This is a genomic window from Asaia lannensis NBRC 102526 (assembly GCF_024054035.1).
Lineage (GTDB): Bacteria > Pseudomonadota > Alphaproteobacteria > Acetobacterales > Acetobacteraceae > Asaia > Asaia lannensis.
On sequence record NZ_JAMXQU010000003.1, the window covers coordinates 159,704 to 185,605 of the forward strand.

Genomic DNA, 25,902 nt, shown 5'->3' on the forward strand with positions numbered 1-25,902 from the left:
CCGGACGAGCGGCGAAAAAAAAGAACGGATATGGTCATGGGACCACACCCGTTCTTTCTGTAGGCTCAGACCAGACAGAACCCCACTAAAGGCCCTGCCCTGTTATCCGATCAGGCCGAAGCCAGAGCCTTGATGCGAGCCGAAAGGCGCGACAGCTTGCGGCTGACGGTGTTGGCGGCGAGAACGCCCTTGCCAACAGCGCGCTGCATTTCCGGCTGGGCAGCGCGGAATGCGTCGTTTGCGGCAGCCTTGTCACCCGAAAGGATGGCCGTCTCGACCTTCTTCACGAAGGTGCGGACGCGGGACATGCGGGAAACGTTACGCTCACGGCGACGCTCGTTCTGACGGATGCGCTTGCGCGCAGAGGCGGTGTTAGCCATTTCTACTCTTCAGCCCTGTTCTGTTCGGCTTGTTAGGTTGCCTTGCGACAACAATAAAGCATGCCGGCCAATCGTCCCTGAAAGAGACGCAGAGCCAGCGGAGGGCTCGCCTTTAGTCCAGTTTCACGCTGGCCGTCAAGCGTCCTCTAAAGAAAGTGGTGGTTGTCGCCTCGGACAGAAGAAACTCGACCGTCCCGACTGCACCACACGACGAATGCCCCCGCAGGCCGGATAACCGGGGCATTCGGGACAAGGCTCGCCTTCGCGCCCATAGACGAGATGCAGATCCTGGAAAGCGCCGGGCTTTCCTTGCGCATCCACATAATCGCGCAGTGTCGACCCCCCTGCACCGATCGCCTCGCGAAGCACCTCAGGCGTCACACGGGCAATCAGGGCGATCTCGTCCATACTGAGCGACGAAGCCAGACGCTGCGGATTGATCGCTGCGCGATACAGAATTTCGCACACATATATATTGCCGAGCCCGGCGATGACGCGCTGGTCCAGAAGCGCGGTCTTGATCGGCGCGCGCTTGCGATTGAGCCTGGCATAAAGATAGGCCGCATCGAATTCGGGTCCGAGCGGGTCCGCTCCGAGCGATCTGAGCAGGACATGCTCGCGCTCCCTGCCTGCATCGGCCAGAAGCAGACAACCGAAGCGCCTTGGGTCCACAAGGCCGATATAGGTGCCGTTATCGAGCAGGATCGAGACGTGCTCATGGGTCAGGGGGCGATAAGCCGGACCTTTTTCAGGCTTGGGGGTAATGCGTATACGCCCGCTCATGCCAAGATGAATCAGCAGGGTCGGCCCACGCATCAGGGAGATGAGCATGTATTTGCCCAGGCGCGTCGCGGCCCCGATCTTCTTGCCGTCCGCACGTATCGACAGATCGTCGGGCACGGGCCAGCGCAGGTCGCGCCGGACCTCCGTGCTGATGATACGTCGCCCGGCAAGCGCCGCGCTTAATCCGTTCAGGATGGTTTCAACTTCTGGTAGCTCTGGCATCTTGGGTGCTGACACTATATCCAGAGAGACATGACCGACAACGCATCATTTCCCCATACCGAATCAGTCCATGGCGACAGGGAGGAGACAACCGATTTCGGCTACCGCTCCGTCCCCAAGGCAGAAAAGAAGCCTCTGGTGCGCGCTGTGTTCGACAGTGTTGCAGGCCGCTACGATGTCATGAACGACGTCATGTCGCTCGGCATCCATCGCGTCTGGAAGCGTATTTTCATCAATGCGCTCGCCCCGAGGCGCGATCTCAAGCTGCTCGATCTTGCAGGCGGTACGGGCGATATCAGCTTCGGCTGGCTGCGCAACAATGGTGGCCCCGCAATCCTGACCGATATCAATGCTTCCATGCTCGAAGTGGGCCGCGCTCGCGCGGCAAGCAAGGGCTATCTGAGCGATATCGAGTTTTCGGTTGTGGATGCCGAAGCCATCCCCCTGCCGGATCGCAGTGTCGATCGTGTGTCGATCGCTTTCGGCCTGCGCAACTGCACGGACAAGGATGCCGTCCTGCGTGAAGCCCGCCGCGTCCTTCGCCCGGGTGGAAAATTCTGCTGCCTGGAGTTCTCGCGCGTTCAGGTTGCGGCCCTGGCCCCCGTCTATGACGCCTGGTCGTTCGGCGTGCTGCCCAGAATGGGCCAGATCATCGCCAAGGATGCGGAGAGCTACCGTTATCTGGCTGAAAGCATACGCACCTTCCCCGAGCAGGAGGTTCTGGCCCAGATGATGCGCGATGCCGGTCTGGAAAAAGTCAGCTACCAGAATCTTTCAGGCGGCATTGCAGCCATCCATTCGGGCTGGAAGCTCTGACACACCATGCGTGCGCGGATCATCCTGATTATTGGCGGTGGCATAGCCGCCTATAAATCGCTGGAACTGATCCGGCTGCTGCGCAAACGCGCTATCGACGTCGAATGCGTCCTGACCGAATCGGCTACGCATTTCGTTACGCCGCTGTCTGTACAGGCCCTCTCGGGCCTTCCCGTGCATACGGAACTTCTGTCTCTCGCTGAAGACAGCCAGATGGACCATATTGCTCTCTCACGCAGCGCCGATCTGATTGTTGTCTGCCCTGCAACAGCCAATCTGATGGCACGTCTTGCCAACGGTCTGGCCGACGATCTGGCGACGACCCTCCTTCTCGCGACGGATACTCCCGTTCTCCTCGCTCCGGCCATGAATGTCCGCATGTGGCAGCATCCTGCCACACAGGACAATCTCGCCCGCCTGCGCGAGCGCGGCTGCCTGTTCATCGGACCGGATGAGGGAGAAATGGCCTGCGGGGAATTCGGTCCCGGTCGGCTGAGCGCACCCGAGCATATCGCCGAGGCAATCGAAACGGCTCTCTTTGCGCCTACTTCCCCAGAGCATCATCGCTCTGATCATACCCCCCTGGAGGGGCGGCATGTACTGGTTACGGCGGGACCGACGCATGAGCCGATCGACCCGGTCCGCTTCATCGCAAACCATTCCTCCGGCAAGCAGGGCTACGCCATAGCCTCAGCCTGTGCACGGCTCGGTGCGCGCGTGACGCTTGTCAGTGGCCCTACAGCCCTACCCTGCCCGCCCGGCGTGACGCGTCACGACGTGCAGACCGCCGCTGAAATGCTCACCGCCTGTGAAACGGCCCTTCCCGCAGATGTTGCTGTGTGCGCCGCCGCCGTGGGCGACTGGCGCGTAGCCGAACCGGTTACACAAAAGCGCAAGAAAACGCAGGGCGAGGTCTTTACGTTATCCCTCGTGGAAAATCCCGATATCCTCGCGACACTTTCAAGGCCCGGCGTTTTGCGTCCAGAGCTCGTCATAGGCTTTGCCGCCGAGACGGAGACGCTCGAAACCCATGCACGCGCCAAACATGCCCGCAAGGGATGCGACTGGCTCCTCGCCAACGATGTCGGTGCCGATGCCTCTATTTTCGGTGGCGATCATAATCGCATTCTTTTCGTCACGCATGAGGGTGCCACCCTGTGGCCCGACATGCCCAAATCCGGCGTGGCAGACAGGCTTGCAGCTCTGATTACCGACCGTTTCTCCTCCTGATCTAAGGTAAGGTTCATGTCTCCGCTTCCCGTCGAACTCGTCAGGCTTCCTCATGCCGAAGGGCTCGATCTCCCCCATTACGCCAGCAGCGGTGCCGCCGGCATGGATCTGCTTGCCGCCATCGAAGGCGAGATGGTTGTCAGAGCCGGAGAACGTGCCCTCGTGCCGACCGGGCTGAAAATCGGCCTGCCTGCCGGCTACGAACTCCAGATACGCCCACGCTCCGGCCTTGCGCTGAAACATGGCATCACCCTGCCCAACACGCCCGGCACCATCGACGAGGATTATCGCGGTGAGATCGGTGTGATCATTCTCAATACGGGCAAGGAAGATTTCGTGATCACGCGCGGCATGCGCATCGCCCAGGCCGTTCTTGCCCCGGTCATTCGTTTGACATGGGTCGAGGTTTCCGAGTTGGATGAGACCGCACGCGGTACCGGTGGCTTTGGCAGTACGGGCCTGTCCCGCCCGGGCTGACGCGGCTGAAACGCTTCTGACACGAGGTAAGGAGAGCATGTCGCCATTTCGGGCGAGACGCGGCACACGCGGGCCGGACAGGAAAGCGGGGCTGACAGCGTCGCTTGTGGGCACGCTGCTCGTCGTGGCCGCCCTGGCGCTGCTCTCACGCTTTCTGCCTGCCCAGCTCACACCATTCCACCACCATGCACACATCGCACCGCATCTGCGCTCTCTTGCGGGGGTGGGCGTGCTGCCGGGGGATTTCGGTCATACCGCGCTCCGCATGGCGAGCGCCACGCTGATCGGTGCATGCATCGGATCCATCCTGGCACTGGGTGCCGCCAGGATACCGCTCCTGACCGGTGCCATACGCACGCTCCTGGGTGGGCTGCATATGGTGCCGCTTCTGTGCCTCCTGCCCTTCTTGCATCTGCTCGGCTTCGAGGTTTCGGCCATCGGCGTTACAGCGCTGGCCCTTGCTGCGCCCGTCGCAAGCGCGACCCTCACGGCTTGGGAGAGCGTCCCGCGCGCCTTCGACGAGGCTGCCCGTGCACTTGGCCTGACAGGCTGGCAGAGACTATGGCGTCTTGAGGCGCCCTTTGCGATTCCGGACAGCGTCACTGCGCTTGCTCGCGCCATGCCCATGGCCTGGTGCCTGCTGATCGCCGCCGAAATGCTGCCGGTCAACGGGGCGATACCGGTACGGCCCGGGCTTGGTACCCACGCTGCCCAGGCCGCTGCCATCGGGTCGATCGGCCAGACGGGCATCGCCGCATTGCTGATCGGCCTGCTCGCATGGCTGTACGACACCTGCTTCGTGTTTCCGTGGCAGATCTGGGCTGACCGTTATCGCATGATCCCGCTTTTCGATCAGGCGACCGATCCGTGGATGCTGAAACTCTGGCGTCGCACACGAGTGCTCAAACGTTCGGGCGAACGTCTCAGGCGCGTTCTGGCCTGGTTGGGCGATCTGCGGCTTGGCAGTAACGGCTTCAGACCTGTCAGGATCGCACGGGGTTCTTCCCCCCTGATCGGTCTTGGCTGCGGTGCGATTATCCTGCTGATCGTCGTGGCATTTTTCTGGCGTCATCACGCGCTGGATATGCGCGATCTGCTCATCGTTACCGAACAGAGCCTGGTCTCGGCGCTACGTATGACCCTCGCCCTCGCTCTTGCGATTGCGCTCTGGGTACCGCTCGGCGTCTGGTTGGGTCTGTCGAGCCGTCGTGCGGGGCCTGCGCGTGTCATTACGCGTTTCCTGACCCTTTATCCCAAGAACATTCTTTTTCCCTTCCTGTGCATGGTCATGATGCTTGCAGGCGCGGCGCCTTTCCTCTGGCCTCTTTTCCTGTGTTTTTTCTTCATGCAGTGGCTTTTGCTGGCACAGATCCTGCGTGGCATGAGAGGCTTCCCGCTCGATCTGTTGCAGGCCGCGCGCAATCTCCAGATCAAGGGGTGGCTATGGTGGCGCCGTGTTCTGCTCCCCGGCCTCGCACTCGTGATCGTCGAGGCCATCAGTGCGGCCTCCATGGCTGGATGGACGATCCTTATTCTGGCCGAGCGCAGCTCGTGGAAGCTTCATGGCCAGGATTGCGGTGGCATCGGAGCCTATGTCGCACGCGCCATGGAAGCTGGCGATCTGCCACGCGTCGTTCTGGGGGCCGCCGTTCTCACGTTATGCATAGCGCTGGGTGAGATCATGGTCTGGCATCCTCTGCGCCTGCAGATCGGACGACGCATCCAGTCTTCGCCAGCTACATCCTCGACCCGGTCCCAAAGCTAAAACGACCATGGAGCCCGTCATGCAGGAAGTCCTGCTCTCGATACGCAACTGTCTTCAGGTCTATCAGAAGGAAAGCAGTACCGATCTGCCGGTACTCGAAGATGTCAGTCTCGATCTGCATGCCGGCGAGATCGTGGGCCTTGTCGGACGTTCCGGCTCCGGCAAATCCACGTTGCTGCGTATCGCATCCGGGCTCATTCCCCCAAGCGCAGGCGAAATCATCTGGAAGCAGGCGCCCCTCGGCGGACCGACACCCGACATCGCGATGGTCTTTCAGTCTTTCGCCCTGTTTCCATGGCTCACGGTCGAACAGAATATTGCGCTCGGACTGGAAGCCAAACGTCTGCCGCGCCTCGATATCGAACAGCGCTGTGATGACATGATCGATCTCATCGGATTGAGCGGCTACGAAAACGCCTTTCCCAAGGAGCTTTCAGGCGCCATGCAGCAGCGTGTCGGTCTGGCACGCGCACTGGTCATGCAGCCAGACCTGCTTCTGATGGATGAGCCTTTTGCCGCGCTGGATATGCTCACGGCCGAAAACCTGCGCACGGATCTGATCGAGCTCTGGTCGGAAAAACGACTGCCGACACGGGCCATGATGCTTGCCACGCATAACGTGGAAGAGGCCGTGCTGATGTGCGACCGCATTCTGCTTTTCTCGTCCAATCCGGGTCGCGTCTCGCACGAACTCGACGTTCCGTTTCCGCACCCGCGCAATCGCGACGATGCAGAATTCCGCCGCTTCGTGGATCACATCTATACCCTCATGACCAGACGCGCTCCGATCGTCTCGGAAGCCAGTCTGGATAGCGGTAGCGCCCCCCCACCCAATCCGATGGCCCTGGTATTGCCTTCGATCCCTATCAACGTTCTGGTGGGACTGCTCGAAACCCTCGCGGCATCGCCGCTGAACGGGCGCGCCGACCTCCCCCATCTTGCAGAGCGTCTCCAGATGGCGCTGGACGATCTTTTCCCGCTTGGTGAATCGCTTCAGCTTCTTGAGCTGGCCGAGCTTGAAGATGGCGATATTCTCATGACCGAGGCCGGTCAGCGCTTCGTGCAGGGCGATCAAGATGAGCGTCGCGAGATCATGCGTGCAGCGCTGCTGCATCATATCCCGCTGATCCGCTCCATACGCGCCGTGCTGGATGAGCGCTCGGGCCATCGCACCGGCGCCGATCGATTCCGTGAGGAGCTCGAAGCTACTATGTCACCCGGCTATGCCGAACAGACGCTGATGACCGCTACCAACTGGGCACGTTACACTGAATTATTCGATTTCGATGAGGAAGCCGACCAGTTCATGCTGGACCATGAGGGAACCGGTTACTGAGGCAGACCGGCGTAAAGCCGCTTATCGTGACGAAATTGTTTCGGCAACAAGCCGTTTCTCATCCAGCGCCCCTGAAACCTGAGAAGCAGAAAAGACATCACAGAAAAGGGGCGCAAAAGCGCCCCCTCCCGGTGATTTCAACAAGCAAGCGGTCTTGGCTCGCTTGAGCTGAACGCTGTTATCAGGCCTTCAGTCGGTCACGATACATCTTGCGCGCCTTGGCGACTTTCGGCGCCACAACCGCGCTGCAATAAGCCGTTTCCGGATTACGCGCGAAATAATCGTGATGCTTTTCCTCGGCCTCCCAGAACACGGCCGGTCCGGCAATTTCCGTTACGATGGGGGCAGGCCAGATCCCTGAGGCCGCGATCTCCTGCGTCACTTCACGTGCAATCGCATCCTGCGCCGGATCGGCAGCGAAAATGACGGAACGGTACTGCGTACCGACATCGTTGCCCTGACGATTGAGCTGCGTCGGATCATGCGTAGTGTAGAAAACACGCAGGATGTCGCCATAGCTGATCTCGGCCGGGTCGAACACGACTTCGACCACTTCGGCATGGCCCGTTGCCCCTGAGCATACCTGCTCATAGCTCGGGTTCTCACGCCGACCGCCCGCATAGCCCGGCTGGGCGGATTTGACACCGCGAAGCCCGGTAAAGATGGCCTCGGTGCACCAGAAACATCCGCCCCCGATCAGGGCCTTTTCAAGAACTGCCTCGCTCATACGTGCCTCACTGGTTTACGACGGGGAGATAGATGCTGCTGGCCTGCGCACCGCCGAGAGAGATCGACTGGGTCGCGCTTTTGTAATCGGCGGCCTTGGCATCGAAGATATTGGACACATAGGTTTGCGGATTACGGTCGTAAAGGGGGAACCACGACGACTGGATCTGCACCATGATGCGATGGCCGGGCAGGAAGACATGGTTCATCGCAGGCAGGGTGAATTTGTATTCCTCGACCTTGTTCGCCGGAATGGCTTCGGGGTGCGCGAAATCGTGGCGATAGCGTCCGCGGAAGATATCCATCGACAAGGGCAGTTCGTAACCGCCCATTTCGGGACGATCTGCCGTCATACCGGGATACACGTCGATAACCTTCACCACCCAGTCGGCATCCGTCCCTGTCGTTGCAGCGAACAGGTCGGCTGTCGGTACGCCCGACACGCGCACAGGGTGATCGAGCACCGGTGTCTGATAGGTCAGGACATCGGGACGTGATTCAGCAAAACGCTGATCGCTCACCAGCCACGGCTTCCAGCGCTTGCCATCGGCAAAGCTGTAAGGACGTGTCACGAACGGCACCGGATGCGCCGGATCGGACACGTAGCTGTCGGTGCCCGGCTTGGCACGCTCGAAACTCAGCCCGTTGCCTTCGCGCAGGTAAAGCCGCTCGCCCGTGCCCAGGCAGGTGTCGCCGCAATTACCCAGCCAGCCGCGCAGATGGTCCCAGCGGTTATCGCCGGTATTATAGATGATGGCGTCATCGAAATTGACCTTGGCACTCCCCGGTTTCAGATACTGATCGAAGAACGGGCGCATGACATGGCTGCGATACCAGAGCGCGGTGTCACCATTGAAATTGATCGGCCCGAGCGAGGAGCCGTCATAATTCACACCGCTATGACGCCAGGGCCCCATGACCAGAATATTGGGTACCTTGGGGTGATCCTTGCGCAGTGCCATCCAGCTGTGAATGGCGCCCCACATATCCTCCTGGTCCCAAAGCCCCTGCTCCCAGATGGTTGGGACGGTGAGCGGACGTTTTGCCAGAAGCCTGTCCAGCGCCTGATCCTGCCAGAAGGCATCATAGGCCGGATGCGCCTTGGTGCGTTGCCACCACGGAAACTGGTCGAGACCCGCCTTGGTCGCGAAGTCACCGGCAGAGCCGGCTTCGAGGAAATTGGTGTAGTCATCCAGACCATGGCGGGGGATGGCATCTCCCTCGCCTTTCCTGGTCATCTGCATGGTGAAATAATCGAAGCTGCCCTGTCGGAATGCGCCGTAATGGAACCAGTCATCGCCCATCCAGCCATCGACCATGGGGCTTTCGGGGGCAGCGACCTTGAGCGCAGGATGCGGGTTGAGCAGCGCCATGACCACAGTCCAGCCCTCATAGGACGACCCTGTCATGCCTACGCGGCCGTTGCTCTGCTTCACGTTCTTGACGAGCCAGTCGATCGTGTCCCAGGCATCGGTCGTATCGTCGGTCTTGCTGGGGTTGAGCGGCCCGATGGGAGGGCGCGTCATCACGTAATCGCCTTCCGAACCGAACTTGCCGCGCACATCCTGAAACACACGTATATAGCCAGCTTCGACGAACACGCCGTCGCCCTGCGGCAGAACGTTGCGCATGGTGAAGGCGCCCGGCGTGCGGTCTGCCCGCTCTGAGGCATGATAGGGCGTGCGCGTCAGGAGTATCGGCGCTTCGTGATCCTTTGCCGTCTTCGGGATCACGATCACGGTATGAAGTTTCACGCCATCGCGCATCGGGATCATGACATCCTGCTTGATGTAGTCCCGCCCGGCTTCAGGCAGCTGCACATGGGCAGGAATATCGGAGCCGCGCTGCACCATGTCGGGTGTAACGGGCAGGCCATTGCCAGCCTGGGCCAGAGCCTGCGACGCCCCCAGCAGACAGGAGGTGACAAGCAACAGAGATCGGGTCAGATGTCCTACGCGCACGCGGTCATATTCCTTGAACGTCCTAACAATGCATGGATGATTGAACAGTCTTCCCCTTGCGGCAAGCGATCCACCACGTTATTTCGCACAGGGTAATAAAAATACGCCTATGGGCGGGTTGCTATTGCATTTCATGCGCAACATGCCCTTTTCCTCCAGCAATCCCGGATCAGTCTCATGCCTGCCTATCGCTCCCGCACTACCACCCACGGTCGCAACATGGCCGGTGCCCGCGCCCTGTGGCGCGCCACGGGCATGACGGACAAGGATTTCGGCAAACCCATTATTGCGGTCGCCAATTCCTTCACCCAGTTCGTGCCGGGTCATGTCCATCTCAAGGATATGGGCGCTCTGGTGGGCGACGCGATTGCCGAAGCCGGGGGCATTGCGCGCGAGTTCAATACAATCGCTGTCGATGACGGGATCGCCATGGGTCATGGCGGTATGCTGTACAGCCTGCCGTCACGCGAACTGATTGCTGACTCCATCGAATATATGGTCAATGCCCATTGCGCCGATGCGCTGGTCTGCATCAGCAACTGCGACAAGATCACGCCTGGCATGCTCATGGCCTCCCTGCGCCTGAATATTCCTGTCGTGTTCGTCTCTGGCGGCCCGATGGAGGCAGGCAAGCTCGACGGTCCCGGGATCAATCGCAAGCTGGATCTGGTCGACTCAATGGTGGCTGCGGCCAACCCGAAGGTGACGGATGCGGAATCGGAGGCCATCGAACGTTCGGCCTGCCCGACCTGCGGATCGTGCTCCGGCATGTTCACTGCCAACTCCATGAACTGCCTGACCGAAGCGCTGGGCCTGTCCCTGCCGGGGAATGGCAGCCTTCTGGCCACCCATGCAGACCGACGCGAGCTGTTCCTCGAAGCCGGACGTCTGGTGGTTTCGCTCGCCCGACGGTGGTACGAGCAGGACGATGCAACCGCATTGCCGCGCAGCATCGCCACCAAGGCGGCTTTCGAAAATGCCATGACGCTCGATATCGCCATGGGCGGCTCGACGAATACCGTGCTTCATCTTCTGGCTGCGGCGCGCGAGGCCGGTGTCGATTTCCATATGGCCGATATCGACCGCCTTTCGCGCAAGGTCCCCAATCTGTGCAAGGTCGCGCCTGCCAAGGCCGATGTGCATATGGAAGACGTGCATCGTGCAGGCGGTATCCCGGCCATTCTGGCCGAGCTCGATCGCTGCGGCCTGATCGATACCGCCGCCCATACCGTTCATGCACCGACCATGAAGGACGCCCTGGCTAAATGGGACGTGCTCGAAGGCGATGAACAGGCACGCGACCGGTTCCTCGCGGCCCCCGGTGGGGTACGCACGACCGAGGCGTTCTCGCAATCCAGCCGCTATTACGAACTCGATACCGACCGCGAAAACGGCGTGCTGCGCGACCGCGCCCATGCCTTTTCGCAGGACGGCGGTCTGGCTGTGCTTTACGGCAATCTGGCCGAAGCCGGTGCCATCGTAAAAACCGCAGGTGTGGTCGATAATCTGCTGACCTTTACTGGGCGCGCACGCGTGTTCGAAAGCCAGGAAGACGCTGTAGCCGGTATTCTGGGCAACAAGATCGTCGATGGCGATGTGGTGGTGATCCGCTACGAGGGCCCCAAGGGCGGTCCAGGCATGCAGGAGATGCTCTACCCGACGAGCTATCTGAAATCGAAGGGCCTTGCCGAAACCTGCGCCCTGATCACGGATGGTCGCTTCTCAGGTGGAAGTTCGGGTCTCTCCATCGGTCATATCTCGCCCGAGGCGGCTGAAGGCGGTCTGATCGGCCTGCTGGAAGACGGCGACCGGATCGAGATCGATATTCCAAACCGCATTCTGCGCGCGCTGGTCGACGATGCCGTATTGGCCGAGCGCCGTGAAGTCATGGAGGCCAGAGGTGCTGAGGCCTGGATGCCGGATCGTGTTCGCGAGGTCTCGCCTGCACTACGCGCCTATGGCCTTCTGACCACAAGCGCAGCCAATGGGGCCGTACGCGACCTGAGCCAGATCACCCGTCGCAACTAAGTGGACAGGGTCGGGGGACCATCGCCCCCGGCCCGATCTCCCTCACGATATCATGACCAAAACGTAACGGTCTCCTGAGACCGCTACGACCTTTCCCCTCTTTTCAATTCTGCGGTTGTCATCGACAATTCACGCTCAGATACATTTCGCCATGAGATGAGAGACTTCGCCATGATGCGGTTGCAGCATGGCAAGGGCGAGACGATCCAGAGGGATGACAATGCGTTCGATACGACCGGTCCGGTCCAACTGCCCCACCGGCCGTCGCGCCATTCTCTCAGGCGGTATTGCCAGCCTTGCCGCGCTGCTCACGCTCGGGGCCGCGCCCGATCCGCATGAGGGGGAAGACGCCCATTGCGCCCCGGAACCCGAGCCCGGTCATGGCGACCGACAGGGCAAGTTCGATGAAAACGGCAGAATGCGTATCTGGCCGGGCAATACGACGATATGCCCGTTTCCTGTCACGCATCCCCTGGCGCAGGCCATGCTCGAGATGAACCGTCTTGTGACGACGCAGTACGCCGCTTATATCGCGCCGACGCCTCCCTCTAGCTACCATATGACCATTCTGGGCGGCGTCGATCCCGAGCAGATACAGAGAGGGACTCTTCCGGTCGGTATCGCGCCTTCCATGCCCCTCGATACGATCAACAGGATTCTGTGCGAGCGCCTTGCCAGGGAGCGGTTCGACATCCCGGAGAAGATCGAGATGGAGATCGATCCCGACAGGCACCATGCGCCTCTGGTCGGCGCGCCCTTGCGTCCTGCCAATGCGGCGATCGCAACGGCCCTCTACGATCTGCGCCGTCAGATTGCGGAATGCATGCAGTTCCATCCGGACGACCTGATGCGCTACATGTTTCACGCAACCTATGGCTATAAATACCGCCATCTCCCCTATCATCTGAAACCCGGATTACGCAGCGCGGTGCATGAATGGCGACGCGAGGCGAGCGAGAGGCTCGGGGTGTTTACAGTCCCCGCGCCTGTATTCTGCAGCTTCGAGACCATGGGCGCATTCACCCCACTTCTCGCGCTGCAAGGGCGGGCCTGAGCATACCTCCTTCACGGCAGGCAAATGGGCTCATGCGGGGCATTTGAGTCGAGACAGAGTTTTTTCAGAATGCTCTCGAAAGCCTCCACAGCCTGGGTCGCGCGGGTTCCAGCCAGTGCCATAGCAATCGTGGCGCGGGGCATGGGTCCTATGATAGGGTGAAAACTGACGCCCGGCGCATGGATCTGGCTGAGATAGGCGGGCACGATCGTCACGCCCATACCCGCGGCGACCATAGGAATGGTCGCCGCCACCTGAGGTGCATGCTGACCCAGATGGGGGGAGAACCCGGCCTCCAGGCAGGCCGAGATAATCGTATCGTAAAATCCCGGGCCGAGATGACGTTCGAACAGGATGAGCGGATCTTCAGCAATATCGCGCAGCTGAAGCCCCGATGCGCCTGCCAGTCGGTGTGAGAAAGGCAGGGCAATCATCGTAGGCTCGTCCATGAGCGGTCGAAGCACGATCTGCGGATCCGGCGCGGGTGGGCGAACGATGGCCACATCCACCTGACCGTTACGCAGTGCCGCGCAGAGCGCAGGCGTATTACTCTCCTCCAGCGTGACCATGACATCGGGCCGTGCCTGACGGAATGTCTGGATGGCAGCCGGTATGAGCGGCAGCAGTGTCACCCCTCCGGCCATGCCGATCCGCAGGCTTCCTTCGTACCCGTCAGCCAGACCACGGGCGAAAGAGCGGAATTCCTCGGACAAGGCGAGTATGGCACGTGCGCGATCCGCGAGAAGTCGGCCCGCAGCCGTCAGGCTGGCCCCCTGACGCGAACGGTCGAACAGACGCACCCCCAATTCATCTTCGAGACGGTGTATCTGCTGACTCAGAGGAGGCTGGGCCATATGCAGTTGTTCGGACGCGCGTGTGAACGACCCGCATTCGGCAATCGTGACCAGATAACGCAGATGCCGCAGATCCATCGTCATATCTTTCAGGTATGGAATATGTTCCAAACATATATTGGAAGTCTGTTCCGGTCATCCCTACCATCGCTCCGACAACTTGATTTTCTCGAACGGGATCGATGACAATGACCTATACGGTGGGACAGTATCTTGCAGAACGGCTCGTGCAGATCGGTCTCGACAGGCATTTTGCCGTCGCAGGTGATTATAATCTGGTCCTGCTGGACCAGCTTCTCACAGAAAAAAAGATGGAGCAGGTCTATTGCTGCAATGAACTCAATTGCGGCTTCTCAGCTGAGGGCTATGCCCGCGCCAGAGGCGCAGCCGCAGCAGTCGTGACATTCGGCGTAGGCGCCATATCCGCCATGAACGCGCTGGGCGGCGCCTTTGCGGAAAACCTGCCCGTAATCCTCATTTCCGGTGGTCCCAACTCGAACGATCGTGGTTCGGGGCGCATTCTTCATCATACGCTGGGCACCACGAATCTCGATTTCCAGCTCAATATGGCGCGTGAGGTGACCTGTGCGGCCGAGAGCATCAACGACGCTGCCTCCGCACCTGCCAAGATCGATCACGTCATACGCACGGCGCTGCGCGAGCAGAAACCCGCTTATCTCGATATCGCCTGCAATGTGGCCAATGCGGAGTGCACCCGACCGGGCCCGATTACCGCCCTGCTCGCCCCTGAAAGCGATGCGACGAGCCTCAATGCTGCACTCGATAGAACCATTGCATGGCTGGCGGACAAAAAGGATGTGGTCGTCCTTGTCGGCAGTCGTATACGCGCAGCCCATGCGCAAAAGGCGGCCGAGCACCTTGCCGGTCATACCAGCTGGCCTGTTGCCATCATGGCAGCCGCCAAGAGCTTCTTTCCCGAAACCCATCCGTCTTTCAGAGGTCTCTACTGGGGCGAGGTCAGCGATCCGGGCGTGCAGGATCTGGTCGAAAAAGCCGATGCCGTGCTGTGCCTTGGCGCTATCTTCAACGATTACAGCACCGTAGGGTGGACCGCCTGGCCCAAAGCTCCGCGGGCGCTGATTGCCGATAAGGACAGCGTGACTGTCGATGGCGTGACATTCGCCGATGTCACGCTTCCGTCCTTCCTCGAAGGGCTGACCAGTCGCCTGCCTCATGCCTCGGTCAAGCCGCCCCAACAGATCGAACGCCGCTTCGCACCTGCTCCAACCCAGCCCGATGCCGCTCTGACCAATGACGAGATGATGCGTCAGATCCAGAAGCTGGTCACCTCGAACACGACACTTTCAGCCGAGACCGGCGATTCATGGTTCAACGCGATGCGTCTTGGCCTCCCTGAAGGCGCGCGCGTCGAGGTCGAGATGCAATGGGGACATATCGGCTGGTCTGTCCCGAGCGCTTTCGGCAACGCCATCGGCTCGCCTGAGCGACGCCATATCGTCATGGTTGGCGATGGGTCTTTTCAGCTGACGGCACAGGAAGTGGCGCAGATGGTCCGTCACAACCTGCCTGTTATTATCTTCCTGATCAATAATCGTGGTTATGTGATTGAAATCGCCATCCATGATGGCCCGTATAACTATATACAGAACTGGGATTACGCCGGCCTTATGGAGGTATTCAATGGCGGAACCGGTCACGCTCTCGGTCTTCATGCCAAAACCGGGGGCGAGCTGGAAGCAGCAATCCTGAAAGCCGTTGCCAACACCGGAGGTCCGACGCTGATCGAATGTACTCTGGACCGTGATGACTGCACCGCAGCCCTGCGCAAATGGGGCAAGGTCGTTGCGGCTACCAATGCACGGGCACCCCGTACGGCCTGATCTCCGTACAGACTGGTATCCATGTCGATATCAGAGGCAACATCTGCACAAACACAATACGGGAGCCGGTTATGACCGCTCCCGTTCATCCGATGCTGAGGAACGGGACCGCTATATGATCATTTCTGCACCGACCGACTACCGCAAGGCCGCAAAGCGCGCCCTGCCCCGCTTCCTTTTCGATTACATCGATGGCGGCGCGGTCACGGAAAGCACGATGCGTGACAACCAGCGCGCACTACAGCAGATCAGATTTCGCCAGCGTGTTCTGTCCGGTGTTGGCACGCCGAGTTTTGCGACCGAAATTCTCGGGCAGCGCTGGTCGCTGCCTTTTGCCCTTGGGCCCGTTGGCGCAACCGGCATGTATGCCAGACGCGGTGAGGTCCAGGCCGCGAAAGCGGCGAAACGCGCTGGCATTCCCTATACCCTCTCGACCGTCTCGGTCTGTTCGATCGAGGAAGTCGCGCGTGACGCCGGGGGCGATCTCTGGTCACAGCTTTATGTCCTGAAAGACAGGGGCTATATGCAGAATTCGCTCGACCGGGCATGGAAGGCCGGCATGAAAACGCTGGTTTTCACGGTCGACATGCCGGTACCCGGCTCGCGCTATCGCGACCGTCATTCCGGCATGTCTGGCCCACTGGCCTCACTGCGCCAATATGCGCAGGCCATCGCCCATCCGCGCTGGGCGCTCGACGTCGGGCTGGCGGGGCGTCCTCTCTCTTTCGGCAATATCGAGGCCTATACCGGCCATCGTATGACCATGTCCGATTATATGGGCTTTATCGGCACGAACTTCGATCCTTCCATACGCTGGCAGGATCTCGAATGGATACGCGAAAGCTGGAAGGGTTCGCTGATCATCAAGGGTATTCTCGACCCTGAAGACGCACGCGATGCGCTACGCATGGGTGCGGATGGCATCATCGTATCCAATCACGGTGGACGCCAGCTCGACGGTGCTGCCCCGACGGCCTGGGCGCTTCCGGCCATTGCAGAAGCCGTGGGCGACCGCATGACCGTGCTGGCCGACTCAGGAATACGTTCTGGGCTCGATGTCGCGCGAATGATCGCTCTGGGCGCCAAGGGCGTACTTCTCGGACGCTCCTACATCTACGCGCTTGCAGCAGACGGAGAACGCGGTGTGCGACGCCTGATGAGCCTGATTGCCGCCGATCTCAAGGTCACCATGACCCTTATCGGTGCCAGAACGATCGAGGAAATCACACGCGACAAACTCGACGAACTGGACCGCGGCGCGCAGCGCTGACGATCTGGCCGCCCGCGAGAGCCGAAAACGCCGCGACGTTGTTTTTACTTCAGGGAATCTTCAGCCCTGGCCGTTCCCGGCTCAGCCCCGTCCCTCACTGGGAGCGGGGCTTTTTGTATCGGAAAATGCTTTTACGATGGCATGATCTATGGCCAGCCCCGTACTTTCAGCTTCACGCTGCGCGGTCACTACTGAAGTCCGCCAATAACCGGGACTGGCGCCCGTTTCGAGCGCCACTCTTGGAAATGGAGCTCTCTCAGGCAGCAGAGAGACGGGACAGGGCGGCTTCGAGACGTGCCTTGTCGTGGCTGAAGCTGGTCAGACGGTCCCGGTTTTCCTCAACCACTTCCGGTTTGGCGCGCGCCACGAAATCGGCATTACCCAGCTTGCGCTCGACCTTCTCGATTTCCTTGGCCAGACGATCGATTTCCTTCCCGAGACGCTGGATCTCGGCCGTGATGTCGATCAGCCCTTCGAGAGGCAGAACGAGCGTGGCTTCATCGATAACGGTCAAGGCCGCCGCTTTGGGTGGCTCGCCAGCGAGAGCCGAAACCGACGCCACACGTGCCATACGTCCGATAACAGCTGCCCAGCGTTCCGCGCGCTTCAGTGTCTCGGGGGCAGCGTCACGCAGCTGCACCGGCACCATCTGTGCTGGCGGAATATTCATCTCCGAGCGGATCGTACGTATCTCCCCGATCAGACGTATGACCCAGTCCATTTCCGCTGAAGCAATCCGGGCATCCCGCGGCTCGACCGCTTCCGGCCAGGAGGATTGCGCTACGCAATCGCCATAACCGAAAGACTGCCAGAGCTCTTCGGTCACGAATGGGATGACAGGATGCATGATTTGCAGGATCGTGCCGAGCACATGTGCGGTAACGGCACGGATTTCATCCTGCTCCGGCGTGTTTTCTGCCGCGAACGCCGGTTTCGCCAGTTCGAGGAACCAGTCGCAGAACACATTCCAGACAAAGCGATAACACGTGCCCGCATACTCGTCGAAACGATAGACATCGAGCGCGGCCTTTGCAGACGTCACAGCCTTGGCGGTTTCATCCAGAATCCAGCGTCCCAGAACGCTTTTCACGTTCGCTGGCTCGAACCCTGCTACAGGCTTGACGCCGTTCATCTCGCAGAAACGCGCAGCGTTCCAGATCTTGGTGATGAAGGTGCGATAATCCTCGACGCGCTTACGGCCGAACTTGATATCGCGCCCCGGGCCCGTCAGGGCGCAGATTGCCATGCGCGTGGCATCGGCACCGAACTCGGCCACGAGGTCGAGCGGATCGAGACCGTTGCCCTTGCTTTTGGACATTTTCTGGCCGCGCTCGTCACGTACGAGCCCATGGATCAGCACCGTGCGGAACGGAACGTCATCCATGAAATGCAGACCCATCATCATCATCCGGGCTACCCAGAAGAAAATGATGTCGAACCCGGTAACAAGCACGCTCGTGGGATAGTAGCGCGCGAGCTCGGCCGTCTTGTCGGGCCAGCCGAGCGTTGTGAAAGGCCAGAGCGCGGAGCTGAACCACGTGTCCAGCACGTCCTCATCACGGGTCAGGCTGACATCGTCACCGAATTTCTGCCTTGCTTCAGCGAGGGCTTCTTCCTCGCTGCGTGCAACGAAAACGCTGCCTTCGGGGCCGTACCAGGCCGGAATACGATGCCCCCACCAGAGCTGACGGCTGATACACCAGGGCTGGATGTCACGCATCCAGGCAAAATAGGTGTTCTCCCACTGCTGCGGCTCGAAACGGATACGTCCCTCTTCGACGGCCTTGATGGCCGGCTGGGCGAGCGTTGCCGCGTCGCAATACCACTGCTCCGTCAGACGCGGTTCGACAATGGCACCACCACGTTCCGCGTAGGGCACCTGAAGCGTATGGGGCTCGATCTTTTCGATATGTTCGAGGCGCTCGAGTTCCTCAACGATACGCTTGCGGGCCTCGAGACGGTCCATGCCTTCAAGCGAGCGCACAAACGCAATAGATGACAGACCGTCGATATCCTGAAGCTCGTCAGCGATTTCATCCAGCCAGATCGCGGCAGACTCATCGAGAATGCTCGGCATCGGCAGATCGTGACGCTTGCCGACTTCGAAATCGTTGAAATCATGACCAGGGGTGATCTTGACCGCACCACTGCCTTTTTCGGGGTCCGAATAGGTGTCGGCAACGATCGGGATACGGCGTCCGGTAAGGGGCAATGTGACGTATTTGCCAACGAGAGCGGTGTAGCGCTCGTCTTCCGGATGTACGGCCACGGCCATATCGCCAAGCATGGTTTCAGGCCGCGTGGTTCCTACGACGATGGTTCCGCCCCCTTCAACCGGGTAGCGCAGATACCACATCGAACCCTTGGTCTCCTTATTCTCGACCTCGAGATCGGAGATGGCCGAGCGGAATGACGGATCCCAGTTGACCAGCCGCTTGGCGCGGAAAATCAGCCCCTGCTGATGCAGCGTGACAAACACATCGCGCACGGCATGCGACAGACCCTCGTCCATGGTGAAGCGCTCACGCTCCCAGTCCGCCGAGGCGCCCAGCGTGCGCAGCTGCTGGATGATCTGTCCGCCAGACTGCTCTTTCCAAGCCCAGACGCGCTCAAGGAATTTCTCGCGCCCCATTTCCTTGCGGCTGAGGCCTTCCTTGTCGAGCACACGCTCGACCACCATCTGCGTGGCAATGCCCGCATGGTCGGTGCCGGGCTGCCAGAGCACATTGCAGCCTTCGAGACGCTTCCAGCGGATGAGAATATCCTGAAGCACGAAATCGAGTGCGTGGCCGAAATGGAGCGTCCCCGTGACATTCGGCGGCGGGAACATGATCGAGAACGCATCCCCGCCCTTTTCAGGATGGGCTGCAAAAAGACCGGCTGCCTCCCACTGGGCGTAAAGGCGGGTTTCACATGCCGCGGGGTCGAAGGTCTTTTCGAGCATCGTCTTCCTGTCACCTGTCTTGTCATGCCACGGCATGAAATGGCCCACGGCATGGATCTGTCTGTCTTTGGCTTCCTTTACCGTTTCCGGTGAGCGCCGCCAAATCCTGCTTCATCGCGAAACATCGACAGGAATGCCCGGCCTGTCCGCAAACCTAGAGAACTGGTGTGAGCGAACCGGCAGGATCGCTCAGGGCCAGACAGAAATGCGCCGGTTCGGCAAGCGGGGCTCGGATCCGCCATCCCTAGAACCCGGCGCGCGCACAACAATCAGCGACCGGGCTGGTTGACCGCGTAATCGTTGATCCCCCACAGACGGTCTTTGACCGCTTTGTAATAGGCTTTCTCGTCATATAGCGGCACATCGAGCTTCAGATCGGCGGCTGTCAGACGCCCCATGGCCGCAGCGACCGCATAGGAGGCCTGAACGAGGCCACTCAGATTCTGCACCAGGGCTGTCTGGGCCTGGAGCAGGGTCTGCTGCTGCTGGAGAACTTCAAGTGTGGAGCTCGTTCCAACAATGGCCTGACGTTCGACACCGTCGAGTGCGATCACGTTGGCTGCGATAGCGGTGCGGTTGCTGGTAATCGAATCGTTATAGGAGCGGAGTTGCTGCCAGTTTGCCGATGCCGTCTGGGCTGCCGATCGACGGGCAATATCAGTGCCACGCCTTGCAGCAAGATATTGCTGACGGGCCTGACGAACAGCGGCGTATTCAGAACCACCCTGATAGATCGGCACATTGAAATTGATCATGCCGTATTTGTTATCCGTCACCATTTTACCGTAACCCTGGTTCTTGATGTAGGAATAACCGAGGGTGGCGGAAATTTTGGGAAGAATTGCCGCGATCTGTACAGAAAAATTGTCTTTCTGCTGAGCTTCGGTGAACAGCGCGCTGATGATGGACGGGTTATTCCGCATCGCCTCCGCCACCGCATCTTTCTCTGCTTTTACCGGCAGGGCCAAAGGCTGAGGAGCCACAAGGTTCGGAGCTGGAGGCACCCCGACAACCTGCAAATAGGTTGCCTGTGCAGCACGCAACGTGCCCTCACCCTGCTGTCGTGCGGCTTTGGCGCTGGCCAGAGCTGCCTGCGCCTGCGCGACGTCCGTTCGGGTGATTTCCCCCTGCTGGAATCGGTCCTGCGTTGCCTTGAGCTGTTCTTCCAGAACATGTTCGTTATTCATATTGATCTGCAAAAGCTGCTCGCTTCGCACAACGCCGAGATACGCGTTGACGACATCGGTGAAGACCTGTTGTTCAGTCTCGATGAGCTGAGCACGCTCTGCCATGACAGCATTGACAGCCTGATGCGTCTGAGCCGTCGTCTTGCCACCTGTGTAGAGATTCTCGTTGATCGTTACACCACCCTGATACCCAGGCGTGGAGTAAGAGCGGCTATAGGCAGGAGTACCGAAATTCGATCCCGGTTCCGGCCCCTGCGCGCCATAGGCATTTATACCCTTATAATAGGTCAGCGCAGCTTGTCCCTGGATCTGCGGGCGCCAACCAGCGAGCGCTGAGGGGACCTGCTCATCAACGGCACGCAGCTTTGCCCGCTCCTGCTGAAGCGTGGGGTTGGTCAGATAAGCCGTTGCCAAAGCTTCTTGCAGGGTGTGGGGGATGAACTCAGGAGATCCCTTCCCGTCATATGTCTGAGCAAGAACAGTCGTACTTTTCAGAAGGACGATCAGACCCACACTGAAAGAAGTATAGGTTTTGATGTGATCCGATTTCATGGATGCCCTTTCGAATGACGACGGCGCTGCGAAGACATGATGGCTTTTCTTTATGGGACCGGTTTCAGACGTCCCTTGAAGTCCCTATGCCATATTTACCGCCAGCGCGAAATTTCTTCTTATTTCTGAATTTTGACGCAGTTCCCCACTTGACCCCGAGGCCATAGAAAGAGATATAGCCCACACACCAGCCGGTCCGGTGGCAGAATGGTGATGCAGCGGACTGCAAATCCGCGTACGTGGGTTCGATTCCCGCCCGGACCTCCATACCCCCCAAAATCCGTTCTATGAGTTCTATCCTCTCGATAGCCCATGGCTAAGGCAGCGTCTCTGCGAACAAGCTTCTGGATTGCTGCGATATCCAGATCAGGCACGAAGCCCTGCTCTCACGATATGCATCATGTTTGCAAAAAACGCCTTGTCGATCCGATTGGCTCAGCCAGCTAACCAAGGCCTGCTTCAATCAAAAAGAAGTATATTGTAAATAGATAGGTAATACCAAAAAGAATGCTTTCCATGATTAACGAAAGCATTCGCGGCCGGGCGATATCCTGATTTCGTCAGTGATACGGCTGACGTGCCTCGCCTCGCGGCAAAACGTTTAGGATGATAACTAGCGCTCGCACCGCGTCTTTCCCGACAATCCTATGGCTGCCACAGGAGACGATAGCTGCGGACTTATGAAAATAATCCCGCTGCTACAGGAGATATTTTAAGTATTTTCTGATTGCTTGCTTGATGATCACATTCGACGCAAATTTAAATCCGTCAGGCACTGGATATAAAGCCGCAGAAAACCAGTCATCCCGGATAGTCAAGACGCTCCCGAAAACGCAAGGTCATGCTCGGAGAAGTGTCTGCCCATTGTGTGATCATTCAATGATTGTCGCAAGGATGAGTGTATCCCGACACACGCGCAACTAACAGCACGATCGAAAGGAATTCTGGCCATCAACGTTTGGGCATATCAACACCCAACAATGCACGACAGACAATAGGATAGACGGGAAAAATGGCGGAGGGGATGGGATTCGAACCCACGGTACGGCTTGACACCGTACAACGGTTTAGCAAACCGCCGCCTTCAGCCTCTCGGCCACCCCTCCGCCTAGAGGGACGCAGTTTTCACGGCGTTTGCAGAACTGCTTCTAGGGGGATTTGCGGCTTGCGTCAAACCCCCCTCGTGCAGATTTTTACTCTGCCAGAAGTTTCTGCAGCAACTCGTTGACCATGGCAGGATTGGCCTTGCCTTTCATGGCCTTCATGGTCTGCCCCACAAAGAACCCGAACAGCTTGTCCTTGCCGCTCTTGTATTCGGCAAGCTTGTCCGCGTGGGTCTGAAGAATGCCCCGAATCTCGGCTTCGATGGCGCCCGTGTCGGTCACCTGCCGCAATCCCTTGCGCTCCACGATCGCCGAGGCCGATTCACCGGTCTCGAACATGTCTTCGAGCACTTCCTTCGCGATTTTGCCGTTGATTGTCGAATCGGAAATCAGCGCCAGAAGCTCACGCAAGCCGTCAGCCTTGACGGGGCTTGTCTCGATGCTCGCACCGGTGCGGTTCAGGGCACCGAAGAAGTCACCAAGCATCCAGTTCACGGCAAGACGGGCATCGCTGCCCTGTGCGACCGTTTCATAGAAATCGGCAATAGCCTGCTCAGCTGCAAGCACACCCGATTCATAGCGCGAAACGCCGTAGGTCTTTTCCAGACGCTCGCGCTTGGCTTCGGGGAGTTCCGGCAAGGCAGCCTTGAGACCATCAACCCAGTCCTGTTCGATCAGAAGCGGCAGCAGATCGGGATCGGGGAAGTAGCGATAGTCATGCGCATCTTCCTTCGAACGCAGTGAGCGCGTTTCGCCGCGAACATGATCGAGAAGACGCGTTTCCTGATCGACCGTACCGCCGGACTCCCAGATCTCGACCTGACGCTGTGCCTCGATCTCGATAGCCTGCATGACATAGCGGATCGAGTTGACGTTCTTGATTTCGCAACGCGTGCGATACTCTTCACCCGCCTTGCGCACCGAAACGTTCACGTCGGCACGCATCGAGCCTTCTTCCATGTTTCCGTCACAGGTACCGAGATAGCGCAGGATCTGACGCAGTTTGCGCAGATAGGCGCCAGCCTCTTCGGGCGAGCGGATATCGGGCTCGCTTACGATTTCCATCAACGCAACGCCGGAACGATTCAGGTCGATGAAGGAACGGGTGGGATCCTGATCGTGCATCGACTTGCCCGCATCCTGCTCAAGATGCAGACGCGTAACACCGATATGGCGCACAGTGCCATCGGCCAGCTCGATCTCGACCTTACCCTCACCGACGATGGGATGAGCGAACTGGCTGATCTGATATCCCTGAGGAAGATCGGCATAGAAATAATTCTTGCGATCGAACCGGCTCATCAGATTGATCTGTGCGTTAAGGCCCAGACCCGTGCGCACCGCCTGCGCCACGCATTCGCGGTTGAGAACCGGCAGCATGCCGGGGAAGCCAGCGTCGATCAGGCTCACATGCGTATTCGGCTCACCACCGTACGAGGCTGAAGCGCCTGAAAACAGCTTGGCGTTGCTGATGACCTGCGCGTGGACTTCAAGACCTACAACGATTTCCCAGGCACCCGTTGTGCCTTCGATACGATAGCTGCTCATGCGATCGCTCCCGCATGCAGGGCAGGCCTGTGCGTAAAGCCTGCTGCCTTTTCCATAACGCGTCCTGCGGCGAACAGCGTCTCTTCCTCGAAATAGCGGCCGATCAGCTGCAGGCCGAGCGGCAGACCGTCATGGTCGAGCCCCGCAGGCAGGGAAAGCGCCGGTACGCCCGCCATGCTGGCCGGCACGGTGAAGATATCGTTCAGATAGATCTGCACCGGATCGGTGGGACGCTCCGACTGGGCAAACGCCGCAGAAGGTGCAGTCGGCGTCAACAGCACGTCCACGTTCTCGAACGCATTAAGGAAGTCGCGCTGGATCAGCGTACGTACCTTCTGCGCACGCAGATAATAGGCATCGTAATAGCCCGAAGAGAGCACATAGGTGCCCATCATGATGCGGCGACGCACTTCCTCACCGAACCCGGCATGACGCGTCGCTTCATAGAGTTCATCGAGAGTCGGCGCTTCGACGCGCTCACCGAAACGCACACCATCATACCGTGCAAGGTTGGACGATGCCTCGGCCAGCGCCACGATATAATAGGTCGGCAAGCCGTATTTCGTGTGAGGCAGCGATACATCGACAATTTCCGCGCCGGCATCGCGCAGCCAGGCGATACCCTGATCCCACAAGGCAGCAATATCGGCAGGCAGGGTATCGGGGCGATACTCGCGGGGAATACCCACTTTCAGCCCCTTCACGCCGCGCTCCAGAGACTCCTCATAGCGTGGCACCGGACGATCGACAGAGGTGCTGTCCTTCGCGTCGAAGCTTGCCATGGATTCAAGCAGGATCGCGCAATCTTCCATCGTGCGCGCCATCGGCCCTGCCTGATCGAGCGAGCTTGCAAAGGCAATGGTGCCAAAGCGCGAACAACGCCCATAGGTCGGCTTGATGCCGGTAATACCGCAGAAGGCAGCAGGCTGACGGATGGAGCCTCCGGTGTCGGTACCAGTCGTTCCGAGCGCCAGACCGGCGGCTACAGCCGCAGCGGATCCGCCCGAAGAGCCACCGGGCACGAGCTTGACGTCCGAGCCGTTGCGACGCCACGGGTTTGTCACCGCTCCGAACGCCGACGTCATGTTGGTCGAGCCCATTGCGAATTCGTCGAGATTGGTCTTGCCGAGGAAAATCGCCCCATCGGCCAACAGATTGGACGTCACCGTGCTCTCATAAGGCGGCACGAAGTTGCGCAGGATATTGCTCGACGCTGTGGTGCGCACACCATTGGTGCAGAACAGATCCTTGATGCCCAGAGGCAGCCCGCACAGAGCGGGGGCTTCGCCGGTCGCCAGCAGGGCATCTGCAGCGCGGGCCGAGGCGCGGGCCTGATCCGCCGTAACCGTCACGAAGCTGTTGATCTCGCTGTCGAGCCTGCCGATAGCCGCAAGGAAATGATCGGTCAGTTCGACGGCCGACAGACGGCGCTCCCTGAGGGCCTTTCGCGCTGAGGCGAGGGTCAGATCATGCATTACTCAACAACCTTGGGCACAGTGAAATAAGGACCGACACGGTCGGGTGCGTTTGACAGAACGGCATCACGCTTGTCGCCGTCGGTCACCACATCGTCACGCAGGCGCGGCGTGGCCAGTCCCGTACCGATCATGGGCGGCACGTCGCTGATATCGACCTCGTTCAGCTGCTCCACCCAGCCCAGAATACCACTGAGCTCCTGGCGCATGGCCTCGCATTCCTGGTCACTCAGGCCAATTCTGGCCAGTTTTGCTATGCGCCTGACCGTGCGCGTTTCCAACGACATAAAGGATCGACTTTCCTGAAAGTGAGCGGATAATCCCGAAGG

The 25,902-nt window shown here is 59.5% G+C and carries 19 protein-coding genes and 2 tRNA genes; 10 read left to right on the plus strand and 11 right to left on the minus strand.

Annotated elements, in window-relative coordinates:
- Window positions 1–110: 110 nt before the first annotated feature.
- Window positions 111–380, minus strand: coding sequence for a 30S ribosomal protein S20 (rpsT, locus tag NF685_RS05560; protein ID WP_222547227.1), 270 nt, complete (start codon window positions 378–380; stop codon window positions 111–113).
- 135 nt (window positions 381–515) lie between these two features.
- Window positions 516–1,385, minus strand: a complete 870-nt coding sequence (gene mutM, locus NF685_RS05565) for a bifunctional DNA-formamidopyrimidine glycosylase/DNA-(apurinic or apyrimidinic site) lyase (protein WP_252848908.1) — start codon at window positions 1,383–1,385, stop codon at window positions 516–518.
- Between the two features lie 30 nt (window positions 1,386–1,415).
- Here mutM and NF685_RS05570 point away from each other — a divergent pair, with 30 nt between their 5' ends.
- Genes NF685_RS05570 through NF685_RS05590 form a run of 5 tightly spaced genes read left to right on the plus strand, consistent with a single transcriptional unit; the run spans window position 1,416 to window position 7,009 of the window.
- Window positions 1,416–2,201 carry a class I SAM-dependent methyltransferase gene (locus NF685_RS05570; protein WP_252848909.1) on the plus strand — a complete coding sequence of 262 codons (786 nt, stop codon included), beginning with the start codon at window positions 1,416–1,418 and terminating at the stop codon, window positions 2,199–2,201.
- A 6-nt stretch (window positions 2,202–2,207) separates the two neighbouring features.
- Window positions 2,208–3,431: a bifunctional phosphopantothenoylcysteine decarboxylase/phosphopantothenate--cysteine ligase CoaBC gene (gene coaBC / locus NF685_RS05575; protein WP_252848910.1), complete on the plus strand. Its 1,224-nt coding sequence runs from the start codon at window positions 2,208–2,210 to the stop codon at window positions 3,429–3,431.
- Between the two features lie 15 nt (window positions 3,432–3,446).
- The gene (dut, locus tag NF685_RS05580; RefSeq protein ID WP_222547223.1) at window positions 3,447–3,908 is read left to right on the plus strand and encodes a dUTP diphosphatase; all 462 of its coding nucleotides are present in this window, start codon (window positions 3,447–3,449) and stop codon (window positions 3,906–3,908) included.
- A 37-nt stretch (window positions 3,909–3,945) separates the two neighbouring features.
- On the plus strand, window positions 3,946–5,673 hold the full coding sequence (locus NF685_RS05585) for an ABC transporter permease subunit (RefSeq protein WP_252848911.1): 1,728 nt from the start codon (window positions 3,946–3,948) through the stop codon (window positions 5,671–5,673).
- 19 nt (window positions 5,674–5,692) lie between these two features.
- Complete coding sequence (locus NF685_RS05590; RefSeq protein ID WP_252848912.1) at window positions 5,693–7,009, plus strand: ABC transporter ATP-binding protein; 1,317 nt, start codon at window positions 5,693–5,695, stop codon at window positions 7,007–7,009.
- 181 nt (window positions 7,010–7,190) lie between these two features.
- Here NF685_RS05590 and msrA read toward each other — a convergent pair whose 3' ends face one another.
- Together msrA and NF685_RS05600 are read right to left on the minus strand one after the other, a co-directional pair.
- Entirely contained in the window at window positions 7,191–7,736 is a 546-nt protein-coding gene (msrA, locus tag NF685_RS05595; protein WP_222547220.1) for a peptide-methionine (S)-S-oxide reductase MsrA, read from the minus strand.
- A 7-nt stretch (window positions 7,737–7,743) separates the two neighbouring features.
- Entirely contained in the window at window positions 7,744–9,645 is a 1,902-nt protein-coding gene (locus NF685_RS05600) for a CocE/NonD family hydrolase (protein ID WP_252849074.1), read from the minus strand.
- A gap of 228 nt (window positions 9,646–9,873) precedes the next feature.
- On the opposite strand from NF685_RS05600, the gene ilvD reads away from it, so the two are divergent.
- Entirely contained in the window at window positions 9,874–11,724 is a 1,851-nt protein-coding gene (gene ilvD / locus NF685_RS05605) for a dihydroxy-acid dehydratase (RefSeq protein ID WP_252848913.1), read from the plus strand.
- 214 nt (window positions 11,725–11,938) lie between these two features.
- Window positions 11,939–12,778 carry a DUF1868 domain-containing protein gene (locus NF685_RS05610; RefSeq protein ID WP_252848914.1) on the plus strand — a complete coding sequence of 280 codons (840 nt, stop codon included), beginning with the start codon at window positions 11,939–11,941 and terminating at the stop codon, window positions 12,776–12,778.
- A gap of 11 nt (window positions 12,779–12,789) precedes the next feature.
- Here NF685_RS05610 and NF685_RS05615 read toward each other — a convergent pair whose 3' ends face one another.
- Window positions 12,790–13,710: a LysR family transcriptional regulator gene (locus tag NF685_RS05615; RefSeq protein WP_252848915.1), complete on the minus strand. Its 921-nt coding sequence runs from the start codon at window positions 13,708–13,710 to the stop codon at window positions 12,790–12,792.
- 110 nt (window positions 13,711–13,820) lie between these two features.
- Here NF685_RS05615 and NF685_RS05620 point away from each other — a divergent pair, with 110 nt between their 5' ends.
- The gene (locus NF685_RS05620) at window positions 13,821–15,494 is read left to right on the plus strand and encodes an alpha-keto acid decarboxylase family protein (RefSeq protein ID WP_252848916.1); all 1,674 of its coding nucleotides are present in this window, start codon (window positions 13,821–13,823) and stop codon (window positions 15,492–15,494) included.
- A 115-nt stretch (window positions 15,495–15,609) separates the two neighbouring features.
- A complete protein-coding gene (gene lldD / locus NF685_RS05625; RefSeq protein WP_252848917.1) occupies window positions 15,610–16,764 on the plus strand; it encodes an FMN-dependent L-lactate dehydrogenase LldD in 1,155 nt (384 codons plus the stop codon).
- A 256-nt stretch (window positions 16,765–17,020) separates the two neighbouring features.
- Here the strand turns inward: lldD and NF685_RS05630 are convergent, their stop codons facing one another.
- Both NF685_RS05630 and NF685_RS05635 read right to left on the minus strand, forming a co-directional pair.
- Entirely contained in the window at window positions 17,021–19,708 is a 2,688-nt protein-coding gene (locus tag NF685_RS05630; RefSeq protein ID WP_252849075.1) for a valine--tRNA ligase, read from the minus strand.
- Between the two features lie 269 nt (window positions 19,709–19,977).
- A complete protein-coding gene (locus NF685_RS05635) occupies window positions 19,978–21,432 on the minus strand; it encodes a TolC family outer membrane protein (protein ID WP_373317816.1) in 1,455 nt (484 codons plus the stop codon).
- A 208-nt stretch (window positions 21,433–21,640) separates the two neighbouring features.
- Here NF685_RS05635 and NF685_RS05640 point away from each other — a divergent pair.
- Window positions 21,641–21,714, plus strand: a tRNA-Cys gene (locus NF685_RS05640).
- 746 nt (window positions 21,715–22,460) lie between these two features.
- Here NF685_RS05640 and NF685_RS05645 read toward each other — a convergent pair.
- From NF685_RS05645 to gatC, 4 genes are all read right to left on the minus strand, one after another.
- Window positions 22,461–22,553: transfer RNA gene (locus tag NF685_RS05645), tRNA-Ser, on the minus strand.
- A gap of 87 nt (window positions 22,554–22,640) precedes the next feature.
- Window positions 22,641–24,098 carry an Asp-tRNA(Asn)/Glu-tRNA(Gln) amidotransferase subunit GatB gene (gene gatB, locus NF685_RS05650; protein ID WP_252848919.1) on the minus strand — a complete coding sequence of 486 codons (1,458 nt, stop codon included), beginning with the start codon at window positions 24,096–24,098 and terminating at the stop codon, window positions 22,641–22,643.
- Window positions 24,095–25,573: an Asp-tRNA(Asn)/Glu-tRNA(Gln) amidotransferase subunit GatA gene (gene gatA, locus NF685_RS05655; protein ID WP_222547207.1), complete on the minus strand. Its 1,479-nt coding sequence runs from the start codon at window positions 25,571–25,573 to the stop codon at window positions 24,095–24,097. The genes gatB and gatA overlap by 4 nt, the downstream gene beginning before the upstream one ends.
- Entirely contained in the window at window positions 25,573–25,860 is a 288-nt protein-coding gene (gene gatC / locus NF685_RS05660) for an Asp-tRNA(Asn)/Glu-tRNA(Gln) amidotransferase subunit GatC (protein ID WP_222547206.1), read from the minus strand. The genes gatA and gatC overlap by 1 nt, the downstream gene beginning before the upstream one ends.
- Window positions 25,861–25,902 lie beyond the last annotated feature (42 nt).